This window comes from Phenylobacterium sp. (assembly GCF_044371015.1).
In the GTDB taxonomy this organism is placed as follows: Bacteria; Pseudomonadota; Alphaproteobacteria; order Caulobacterales; family Caulobacteraceae; genus Phenylobacterium.
This window is the reverse complement of record NZ_JBILUK010000113.1, coordinates 1-9837: the sequence shown is the minus strand read 5'-3', so window position 1 is coordinate 9837 and position 9837 is coordinate 1. Positions and strand designations below refer to the sequence as shown.

Annotated in this window: 11 protein-coding genes; 7 read left to right on the top strand and 4 right to left on the bottom strand. The window is 68.2% G+C overall.

Features of this window, described 5'->3' with window-relative positions; translation table 11 throughout:
- Both ACIQ3R_RS10775 and ACIQ3R_RS10770 read right to left on the bottom strand, forming a co-directional pair.
- A partial coding sequence (locus tag ACIQ3R_RS10775; protein WP_397418311.1) for a TPM domain-containing protein occupies window positions 1-628 on the bottom strand: 628 nt, incomplete at its 3' end.
- Window positions 625-1293, bottom strand: a complete 669-nt coding sequence (locus ACIQ3R_RS10770; RefSeq protein WP_397418309.1) for a LemA family protein — start codon at window positions 1291-1293, stop codon at window positions 625-627. The genes ACIQ3R_RS10770 and ACIQ3R_RS10775, both read right to left, overlap by 4 nt.
- Before the next feature lie 66 nt (window positions 1294-1359).
- On the opposite strand from ACIQ3R_RS10770, the gene ACIQ3R_RS10765 reads away from it, so the two are divergent.
- Together ACIQ3R_RS10765 and ACIQ3R_RS10760 are read left to right on the top strand one after the other, a co-directional pair.
- Window positions 1360-2148, top strand: coding sequence for a class I SAM-dependent methyltransferase (locus ACIQ3R_RS10765; RefSeq protein WP_397418307.1), 789 nt, complete (start codon window positions 1360-1362; stop codon window positions 2146-2148).
- Window positions 2149-2178: 30 nt separating this feature from the next.
- A complete protein-coding gene (locus tag ACIQ3R_RS10760; protein WP_397418305.1) occupies window positions 2179-2973 on the top strand; it encodes a hypothetical protein in 795 nt (264 codons plus the stop codon).
- On the opposite strand, the gene ACIQ3R_RS10755 is transcribed toward ACIQ3R_RS10760, so the two are convergent.
- Together ACIQ3R_RS10755 and ACIQ3R_RS10750 are read right to left on the bottom strand one after the other, a co-directional pair.
- The gene (locus ACIQ3R_RS10755; protein WP_397418303.1) at window positions 2936-3715 is read right to left on the bottom strand and encodes a DUF1365 domain-containing protein; all 780 of its coding nucleotides are present in this window, start codon (window positions 3713-3715) and stop codon (window positions 2936-2938) included. The genes ACIQ3R_RS10760 and ACIQ3R_RS10755 overlap by 38 nt on opposite strands.
- A complete protein-coding gene (locus ACIQ3R_RS10750) occupies window positions 3715-5058 on the bottom strand; it encodes an NAD(P)/FAD-dependent oxidoreductase (RefSeq protein WP_397418301.1) in 1344 nt (447 codons plus the stop codon). The genes ACIQ3R_RS10755 and ACIQ3R_RS10750 overlap by 1 nt, the downstream gene beginning before the upstream one ends.
- Before the next feature lie 122 nt (window positions 5059-5180).
- Between ACIQ3R_RS10750 and ACIQ3R_RS10745 the strand changes: the two genes are divergently transcribed.
- The 5 genes from ACIQ3R_RS10745 to ACIQ3R_RS10725 form a co-directional block, all read left to right on the top strand.
- Window positions 5181-5978 (top strand): DUF1295 domain-containing protein, encoded by a 798-nt coding sequence (locus ACIQ3R_RS10745; protein WP_397418299.1) that lies wholly within the window; start codon window positions 5181-5183, stop codon window positions 5976-5978.
- Window positions 5979-7004 (top strand): SAM-dependent methyltransferase, encoded by a 1026-nt coding sequence (locus ACIQ3R_RS10740; RefSeq protein ID WP_397418297.1) that lies wholly within the window; start codon window positions 5979-5981, stop codon window positions 7002-7004. It abuts the gene before it with no gap.
- A gap of 16 nt (window positions 7005-7020) precedes the next feature.
- A complete protein-coding gene (locus ACIQ3R_RS10735) occupies window positions 7021-7428 on the top strand; it encodes a DUF2177 family protein (RefSeq protein ID WP_397418295.1) in 408 nt (135 codons plus the stop codon).
- 254 nt (window positions 7429-7682) lie between these two features.
- Entirely contained in the window at window positions 7683-9257 is a 1575-nt protein-coding gene (locus ACIQ3R_RS10730; protein WP_397418293.1) for an AMP-binding protein, read from the top strand.
- Window positions 9258-9269: 12 nt separating this feature from the next.
- The coding region (locus ACIQ3R_RS10725) for a TorF family putative porin (RefSeq protein WP_397418291.1) at window positions 9270-9837 on the top strand (568 nt) is incomplete at its 3' end.

The window sequence follows — 9837 nt, the reverse complement described above, 5'->3', positions numbered from 1 at the left end:
AGGCGCGCGTGACCCCGCCCAGCACCCAAAGCACCACGATGATCCCGAAGACGATGCCCGGCACATCGATGCCGGACGCATGACCGGCGCGGCGCGTTTCGGCCTGCGCCGCAGCGGCCTTGGCCGCCTCGGGCGGCAGGCCGATCTGGCGGGCGATGGCGCGGGTTCCAGCCACGACGCCCGGCTCAAAGCGACCTTCGCGGAAGGCGGGCAGAATCTCGCGCTGGATGATCAGACTGGAAAGGGCGTCGGTCAGCACCGGCTCCAGGCCGTAGCCGACCTCGATCCGCACCTGTCGCTGGTTGGGGGCGACGATCAGGATGACCCCGTCGTCCTCGGCCTTGCGTCCAATCCCCCAGGCGCGGAGCAACTGATAGCCGTAGTCCTCGATCTCCAGTCCCTGCAGGTCGGGGAGCGTGGCGACCACCAGCTGGTGGCCGGTCTGGCGCTCCAGGGCCTCGAGTTCAGCCGTCAGCTCGGCTTCTGCGGCGGGCGACAGGAGCTGGGCGTCATCCACCACCCGCCCGGTGAGCGGCGGGAATTTCGGCGCAGCCAGCGCCACGGTCCCGGCTGCGAAGACCGCCAGGACCGCTGCTGTCAGTCCGAAAAGCTTCGCCGTTCGGATCACTTGGCGGCGGGTGCGGGAGCCGGTGGCGGCGAACCGGGCGCCGCGGCGGCCGGCTGGGCCGGGGCGCCGAAATCGACGCTGGGCGCGGCCTGGGAGGCGGCGGCGGCCTGGAACAGCTGCATGGGCTTGGAGGCGCCGTGCACGGTGTTGGCGAAAATGATCTGCGGGAAGGTGCGGAGCGTCGTGTTGAACACCCGGACGGCCTCATTGTAGTCGCGCCGCGCGATGGCGATGCGGTTCTCCGTGCCTTCCAGCTGGCTCTGGAGCGCCATGAAGTTCTCGTTCGACTTCAGGTCCGGATACTGCTCCTGCAGCACCCGCATGGGGGCCAGCGCCAGCGAAAGGTTGGTCTGCGCCTGGGCGTAGCGCTGGAAGGCCGCCGGATCGGTTGTGATTCCCGGGTCGGAGCGGACCTGCAGGGCGCTGGCGCGCGCCTCGGTCACTCCGATGAGGACGCTGGATTCCTGGGCGGCGAAGCCCTTAACCGTCGCCACCAGATTGGGGATCAGGTCGGCGCGGCGCTGGTACTGGTTCTGCACCTCGGCCCATTGGGCCTTGGCCTGCTCTTCCTGGGTGGGGATGGTGTTGATCCCGCAGGCGGCGAGCAGCAGGGGCGCGGCGATCAGCAAGGCCAGTCGGGCGATGCGGGATGGCAGGCGGGTCATGGTTCAGACTCCCAGGATGCGTTGGCGCGCATTGATCCAATGTGCGCACGGCGGCACAAGCGCGCAATGGCCAAGGCCCGACCCTACTACGCGCCCGGCGGCTTGAGCGCCCGGTTCTACGACGCGGTGACCGCGGCCGACGCGCGGCTGGTCGGCGACGAGGAGATCTACGCCGCGCTGGCGCCCCCCGGGGGATCGATTCTGGAGCTGGGCGCCGGCAGCGGGCGGCTGACGGCTGGGCTGGCCTCACGGGGGTTTCACGTCACCGGCGTCGAGATCGCGCCCGCCATGCTGGCTCAGGCCGAGGCGCGGCGGGCGGGCCTGCCGCCCGAGGTGCAGGCGCGGATGGCGCTCCGACGGGGAGACATGACGGCGCTCGCGCTCGCCGTCCGCTTCGATCTGGTGATTTGCCCCTACTTTACTCTGGCCCACGTGCCGGCCGGGGCGGCCTGGAAACGCACGTTCGAGACGGTGGCTCGCCATCTGGCTCCCGGCGCCCGCGCGGCGTTCCACCTGCCGCGGCGCGAGGTGATGGCGGCGGGCGGGTCGGTGGATCCGGCGCGGCCGGTGCTCGATCTGGCGGTTGAGGGCGGTCGTTTGCGCCTGTTTCTGCGCGAGCGGACCTGGCGCGAGGATATCGGGCGGCTGGAACAGGTTCTGAACTATGTGTGGGCGGATGGCGCTGGGCGCGAACTGGAGCGTTCCTCTGAGCGGCTCACCTACTACATGGCCGATCCCCAACCGTTCGCGACGGCTGCGGGGCTGGCGATGGCGGAAGCGCCCACCCCGCTCGGCGAGGTGGGCGATGTGTGGGTTTACCGAGACGCTTTCGGACTTGCGGCCCGGATGCCATAGTCGGGCGTCGCGGCGGAGATCCTTTTGGCGATGGATGATCTACTGAATCAGGCGCCCCTCTGGCTGATCGCGACCCTGTTCTTTCTCGGGCTGGTTGGCGCCGGTAGCCTCGGTCATCGGTTCGGGCGGCGGCAGTCGGCGGCGGCGTCGTCACAGGAGCACGTCCTGTCCGGTGTGATGGGGCTGCTCGCGCTTCTGATTGCGTTCACCTTCGGGATGGCGCTGGATCGATACGAAACCCGCCGAGAACTCGTCGTCGCCGAAGCCAACGCCATCAGTACGGCCGCCATGCGGGTCCAATTGCTTGATCCGCCGGCCGCCGGCCGCCTGTCGGACTTGCTGCGGCGATATGCCGAGACGCGGCTGAGGTACGGTCTCGCGACGGCGGCTGAGAAGCCTGTCCACCAAACCGCCTCCTCTGACCTGCGCGACCGGATTCAGCAGGAAGCGATCGCTGCTGTTCGCCCGATCCGTGAAACGCCGCTCGCTTCGATGATCGTCACATCCATGAACGAGTTCCTGGACCTCGGGGCCACGCGAGAGGCGACCATGGCATCCCGACTTCCGGCCTCGCTCGTGTTCGCCCTGGGGGTTTTCGCTCTGGTCGCCGCGGGTCTTCTGGGTTCGACCCTGGCTGTTGCGGGCCGCGCGGATCGGATCATGACAGCGCTGCTGTTCGCCCTACTCACGCTGGCCTTTGCGATGGTGCTTGATCTGGATCGCCCGCAGCGCGGCGCCATTCAGATCAGCCAGGAGCCCATGGCGCGGCTGGTTGCGAGCCTGGCTGCTAGCCCACAACCTTCAGCGGCGACGCCACGACCGTGACGGCCCAGCCCGGCTTGGCCGGGCGGGTGCGGATCTTTTCGCCCTTCAGCCAGATCTTCAACGCTTCCCAGTGGATGGCGGCGACGACGCCGAGCGTCATCCAGGGGTGGCCGAGCCAGGCGCGGAGCAGGGCGGCGTCGGTGAGCTCGCGACGTTCCGCGGCAAAGCCGGTGGCCAGCAGGTGGCCGGACGCATCATCCACATCGACCAGCACCTGCACGGCATCGCCTGGCGGCCTCACCCGGAAACGGTAGGCCAGCTCCATGTCCATGAAGGGCGAGACGTAGAAGGCTTTGTCGCAGGCCTGGCGCTGGACCGCGCCCTCGCCCGCTGGGATCAGATAGCTGTGGCGCTCACCAAAGGTGTTGTTGACCTCGTAGAGGATGGCCGAGAGCCGGCCATCGGCCGCGTGGCAGAAGTAGACGGTGAGCGGGTTGAACCCCATGCCCAGGATGCGCGGCATCGCCAGCATCCGCACCGGGCCGCCGGAGGGCAGGCCGGCGGCGGCGAGATGGGCTTCAACCTGGGTCTTCAGGGGAACCGCCGACCCGTCACCGTGGCGGCGGGGGTCGAACCCCACCAGGTTGAACCGGCCCAGCGAGAACAGCTTCAGCCGCCCCGTCAGCGCGGGCAGCTCGTCCAGGTCGATCAGCAGCATGAAGATGCGATAGGCCAGCGCATGCCGGCGGGGTCGAAACCGAGTGTGCGTCACCACTCCGGCATAGAGCCCGCTCTCACCCATCAGGCCGCCGCCTCTGCGCGCCGGGCCTGGCGCACATGGATGCGGTCGCTCTCGCCCTTGACCGACCAGGGCCGCCGCCCGCCGCCCAATTGTTCCGCCACCGCCAGTCCTGACTGCAGCGCGTCCTCGTGGAAGCCGTGGCCGAAATAGCTGCCGCAGAACCACGTGCGACGGACGCCCTGCAGGTCCCACAGCTCGCGCTGGGCGCGGTGGGCCTCGGCGTCGAACAGCGGATGGTCGTAGACCTCGGTGCGGATCAGCCGGTCGGCGGCGATCTCCTTGTTGGGATTCAGCGTCACGAACAGGTCGGGCGCATCGGTGAGGCTCTGCAGCCGGTTCATCCAGTAGCTGACCGCGCCCTCGCCGGGCCGGTCGCGGCGGCCGATATGGTTCCAGCTGGCCCAGGCCGTGCGGCGCTTCGGCATCAGCACCGGATCTGTGTGCAGAGCCACGAGGTTGCGGCTGTAGCGAAAGGCCTGGAGCAGCCGGGTCTCCTCCGGCGTCGGATCATCGAGCAGGCTCAGCGCCGTATCGCCGTGGGTCGCCACCACCGCCTGGTCGAACCGCTCGCGCGCGCCGCCGGCCAGACGCAGTTCGACGCCCGCCCCGTCGCGCTTCAGGCCCGCCACCTTCGCGCCGGTCCGCGCCTGCCCGCCATAGACCGCCAGCAGTTTCTCCACATAGGCTCGCGACCCCCCGGCCACCGTGCGCCAGAGGCCCCGGCCGGAGACCGTCATCATGCCGTGGTTGAGGAAGAAACGGATCAGCGACGCGGCCGGGTAGGCGCCGATCTGGTCCAACGGCGTCGACCAGATCGCAGCGGCCTGGGGGATCAGGTGATCGTCGCGGAACGCGCGGCCGAAGCCCTTCTGCCGGAGGTAGTCGTCCAGCGAGACCAGGCTGTCGCCCAGCCGTTCCAGATCCGCCGGCGCTTCCCGGTAAAAGCGCGTAACATCGGTCAGCATCTTGAGGAAGCGCGGGTTCGCCAGGTTACGTTTCTGGGCGAAGACGCCCGAGAAGCCGAAGCTGGAGTACTCAAACGCTCCGTCGTCGAGCGACACCGAGAGGCTCATGTCGGCGTTGATCGTGGGCGCGCCCAGGTAGGCGAACAGCGCCGTGAGGTTCGGGTAGTTCGCCTCGTTGTAGACAATGAAGCCCGTGTCCACCGGCACCGGACCCTGAAAGCCGGGCGCCTCGGCGGTGTTGGCGTGGCCGCCCAGCCGGCCATCCGCCTCGAAGATCGTCACGTCATGCGTCTGAGACAGCAGCCAGGCCGCCGAAAGACCCGCGATCCCCGAACCGATCACGGCGACGTTTTGTCGCCCAAGTGCCGTGGTCTGCACGCGCTACCATCCTCTCAATTGCCCGGTGTGCTTAGCAAAGGCTACGCGAGCGTCACAGGGGTGGATGCCTTTTGCGCGGATGCGTCTGGTCAGACTGCGGGGTCGTATGCGACGGTGTGCCGATGATGCTGATTGAGATCGTGTTGGGCGTGCTGGCGGCCATGCTGGCGGTGATGCTGTCGGCCTGGGCGTTCGGTCTCGTGGTGAAGAACGGCGGATGGACCGACGTATTCTGGAGCTACGGCACCGGCGTGGTTCTGGCCGGCGCGGCGCTCTGGCCGCTGGACGGATCGGGCAATCTGATGCGCCAGATTCTGATCGGGGGGTTCCTTGCCCTGTGGGGCCTGCGCCTCGGCGCCTACCTGCACGGGCGCGTGGCGGGCCACCCGGAAGATCCGCGCTATGCCGCGTTCCGGGAAGGAAACCCCGCGACCTACCCGCTGCGCATGCTGTGGGTCAGCCTGCCCCAGGCTCCGGCCTCGGCGTTACTGGCCGTGTCGGTAGTCCTGGCCGCCCGACGGCCTGAACCGAACCTGGATGTTCGCGACCTGATCGCGCTTGGCATCCTGATCATCGCGATCCTTGGCGAGACCACATCGGACGAACAGATGCGCCGCTTCCGCGCCGACCCGGCCAACAAGGGCCAGGTGATGGACCGGGGGCTGTGGGCCTGGTCACGGCATCCGAACTATTTCTTCCAGTGGCTGGGCTGGACCGCCTACCCGGTGATCGCGCTCGATCCGGCGCAGCCCGTCACCTGGCTCAGCCTCATCGCGCCCGGCGTGATGTACGGCCTGCTGCGGCATGTCTCGGGCGTGCCGCCGCTGGAAACCGCCATGCTGGCCTCGCGCGGGGACCTGTTCCGCGATTATCAGCGCCGCGTCAGTGTCTTCTTTCCGACGCCTCCCAAGGACAAGTGAATGAGTCTCGTCTCCACCATCATCGACACCTTCGAGGGCGCGCCGCTCCCCGACGCCGTACGCAAGGCGGCGATCTGGACCCTGGTGGCCAACGCCCGGCGCGAGCTGGTGGTCGCTGCGCCTGACGTGGATGCGGTGTTCGCCCGTGAGATGGCCGCGCGGCCGATCGCCGAGCATGCCCAGGCCGCCAACGCCCAGCACTACGAAGTGCCGGCCGCCTTCTTTGAAGCGTGCCTGGGACCCCGCCTGAAGTATTCCTCGGCGCTCTACCGCACCGCGTCGGATACGCTCGAACAGGCGGAGATTCACGCCCTGACCGAGACCTGCGAGCACGCCGCCCTGGCCGACGGCCAGCAGATTCTGGAGCTCGGTTGCGGCTGGGGCTCGCTCTCGCTGTGGATGGCGGAGACCTATCCCAGGGCCAGGATCACGGCGGTGTCGAACTCCGCGAGCCAGCGGGCGTTCATCGAGGGTCGCGCGCGCGAAAAGGGTCTGAAGAACCTTTCCGTGATCACCTGCGACATGAACGACTTCCAGGCCGACGGCGCCTTCGACCGGATCGTTTCGGTGGAGATGTTCGAGCACATGGCCAACTGGCGGGCGCTGCTGACCCGCGCCAAGGGCTGGCTGAAGCCGGACGGGCGGATGTTCATCCACGTCTTCACCCATCGCACGGCGCCCTACCGCTTCGACCTCGACGACGAGGCCGACTGGATCGGGCGGCACTTCTTCTCGGGCGGAGTCATGCCGAGCCACGGGCTGATGTCGCAGTTCCCGGACCTGTTCACCGTCGAGGCCGACTGGCGCTGGAGCGGAACGCATTATCAGCGCACGGCCCTGCACTGGCTCGACGCCTATGACGCCAACATCGCCAGGATCCGCCCGGTGCTAGCTGAGACCTACGGCGCGGACGCGATGCTCTGGCATCGCCGCTGGCGGCTCTTCTTCCTCGCCACGGCCGGCCTCTTCGGCCATCGTGGCGGCACGGAGTGGGGCGTCAGCCACTATCGCCTTGCACCGGCCTGACAGGGGAGAAGCACCAATGATCCGGCTTATCGCGTCCTATCTGGCCACCGGGCTGACCTTTGCAGCCATTGATGCGGTGTGGCTGACCCAGGTGGGGCCTGGGCTCTACCGACCGACGCTCGACGCCGTGCTGCGGCCCACCGACGATCCGCTCAACCTGCCCGCCGCCGTGGTGTTCTACCTGATGTACATCCTCGGCATCCTGGTGCTGGCGATCCGTCCCACGGCGGACAAACCGCTGCGCCAAACCACCATCACCGGGGGCCTGCTTGGGGCCATGTGCTACGCCACCTACGACCTCACCAACCAGGCCACGCTCAAGGTCTGGTCGACCCAGATCACGGCGATGGACGTGATGTGGGGCACATTCCTCACCGGCGCCTGCGCGACGGCCGGCGGCTGGGTCTATCGCCGGATCAAATAGGGCGGGCGACGAACCGTCACCCACCCGTGTCATCCCGGTTTCGGCGCTCGGCAGACTGGGACCTCCTGCGCCGGAATCATGCGGACGAGCGCGGGCGGTGGGGCCGTGCTGGGAGACTCGATGGCGGCGCCGGCGGTCTCGGTCTTTCGCGTTCCGCGAAAACCGGGATGACACCGCATTGAATGGGGCGTGGCGTGCATGCCATGGTCTTTTCGAAGATCGGGTCTGTTGAGCCCGGCGACGGGAGGCTGGATATGAACGCGGCGATGGATCTGAACGCGCGGCTCGAGGCGGCGGCGATGGTCGGCATGACCGGGGCGGTGTGGGCCCAGGTCCAGCCCGGCAAGGCCGCCGTGGTCGATCCAGACGGCCGCAGCCGCAGCTTCGAAGAGACCAACGCCAACGCCAACCGCATCGTGCGGCGCCTGCGCGCGGCGGGCCTCAAATCCGGTGACGCGGTGGCGGTGCTGCTCTCCAACCGCGCCGAGTTCGTCGAGGTGCAGATGGCCACCCTCCGCGGCGGCTTTCGGATCACGCCGGTCAACTGGCACCTGACGGTCGATGAGATCGCCTACATCCTCAACGACTGCGAGGCCCTCGCCCTGGTGGCCGAGGCGCGCGTGGCCGCCTCCGCGCCTGCCGCGGCCCAGGCGCCGAATCTCAAGGTCAAGCTGGCCGCCGGCGGCGGGATCGAGGGCTTCGAAAACTATGACGAGGCCCTGGCGGGTCTGGATGGTTCCGACATCAACGACCCGGTTCTGGGCAACCAGATGCTCTACACGTCCGGCACCACCGGCCGACCCAAGGGTGTCTATCGGGCCCAGGCCGCGGTGACGCCGCAGGCGATCTATGCCATGCGCGGCTACGATGCGGCCTCGGTGCAGATGTGCGCCGGCCCCGCCTATCACGCGGCGCCTCTGGCCTTCGATGTGCGGGCCGCCATGGGCGCGGGCGCGACGCTGGTGTTCCTCGACAAGTGGGATTCGGAAAAGACCCTCGCGACCATCGCCGAACACCGCGTCACGCACATGCATCTTGTGCCGATCATGTTCCAGCGCCTGCTGGCGCTGCCGGATGCGGTGAAGGCGCGCTACGACCTCTCGTCGCTCAAGTACGTCGTCCATGGCGCGGCGCCCTGCCCACCCGAGGTGAAACAGGCGATGATCGACTGGCTGGGCCCGATCATCAGTGAATACTACGCCGGGTCCGAGGGCGGCGCGGGCTTCATGATCGACAGCCACGAGTGGCTCAGGAAGCCGGGCTCGGTGGGCAAGCGCCCCGAGCTCCTGGGCTCGAAGATCCTTGATGAGCAGGGGAATGAGTGCCCGCCCAATGTCGCGGGCACGATCTATCACCAGCTGCCGCCCGGCGGCGGCTTCAGCTACTACAAGGACGAGAAGAAGACCCAATCCGCGCGGGTCGGCGACTATTTCACGCTCGGCGACATGGGTTATTTCGATGACGACGGATATCTGTTCCTCACCGGCCGCAGCGCCGAGACGATCATCTCCGGCGGGGTCAACATCTACCCCCAGGAAATCGATAACGAGCTGATCAAGCACGACGCCGTGGCCGACAGCGCCACCGTCGGCGTTCCGCACGACGAATGGGGTGAGCAGGTGAAGGCGGTGATCCTGCTGAAGCCGGAGTACCAGCCCTCCGACCTGCTGGCGCAGGAGATCCTGGCCTTCGCCCGCGACAGCCTGCCGAGCTTCAAGGTTCCCCGCAGCCTGGATTTCGTCACCAGCCTGCCCCGCTCCGAAGCCGGCAAGATTCAGCGCAACAAGGTCCGCGCGCCCTACTGGGAGGGCCGGGCGCGGCAGATCTAGGCGGCCCGCGATGTGGGCCTTGAGGCGGTGAAATCCCGCGCCCTGGGTGGGTTCGACGTCCGCGCTTGGGGCGTCGGCCTTGGGCTCGCCTTCAGTTTGGCGACGGCGGCGTTCGCCCAGTCCGGCGTGATATCATCCGGCGTCAGCGCGGTCAGCGACTATCGCACTCAGGGCGTCAGCGCCTCCGATCGGGGGCCGGCATTGCAGGGCTATGCGCAGTGGGATGGCGACAGCGGCGCCTATGCCGGCCCCTTCGTCAGCACCGTCGACTTCGGATATCCGGAGAGCCCGGACTACGAGCTCAGCCTCTATGCGGGGAAGACCTGGCAGATCGATGGTGGGCGGACGAAACTCCTGGTCGAAGCCCTCGTGGCGACCTATCCCGACGATCGGACCCCAGGCCCCACCTTCACCAACTACGAGGCGCGGATCTCGGCGAAGCGCGATTTCGGCTCGATTGAGCTGACAGGATCGGCGGCCTTCGTTCCCAAGGGGGCCGCGGGTTCGGGCCGCGGGGGACGACTGGAGGTCGAGGCGGCCCACGACCCTGCGCCGGGTTGGACCCTGTTCGCCAAGGCCG

Excerpts from the sequence above, each read along its gene's own strand:
- ACIQ3R_RS10770 (WP_397418309.1), bottom strand. The coding sequence starts at position 1,293 with ATGACCCGCCTGCCATCCCGCATCGCCCGACTGGCCTTGCTGATCGCC.
- ACIQ3R_RS10765 (WP_397418307.1), top strand. The coding sequence starts at position 1,360 with ATGGCCAAGGCCCGACCCTACTACGCGCCCGGCGGCTTGAGCGCCCGG.
- ACIQ3R_RS10760 (WP_397418305.1), top strand. The coding sequence starts at position 2,179 with ATGGATGATCTACTGAATCAGGCGCCCCTCTGGCTGATCGCGACCCTG.
- ACIQ3R_RS10755 (WP_397418303.1), bottom strand. The coding sequence starts at position 3,715 with ATGGGTGAGAGCGGGCTCTATGCCGGAGTGGTGACGCACACTCGGTTT.
- ACIQ3R_RS10745 (WP_397418299.1), top strand. The coding sequence starts at position 5,181 with ATGATGCTGATTGAGATCGTGTTGGGCGTGCTGGCGGCCATGCTGGCG.
- ACIQ3R_RS10740 (WP_397418297.1), top strand. The coding sequence starts at position 5,979 with ATGAGTCTCGTCTCCACCATCATCGACACCTTCGAGGGCGCGCCGCTC.
- ACIQ3R_RS10735 (WP_397418295.1), top strand. The coding sequence starts at position 7,021 with ATGATCCGGCTTATCGCGTCCTATCTGGCCACCGGGCTGACCTTTGCA.
- ACIQ3R_RS10730 (WP_397418293.1), top strand. The coding sequence starts at position 7,683 with ATGAACGCGGCGATGGATCTGAACGCGCGGCTCGAGGCGGCGGCGATG.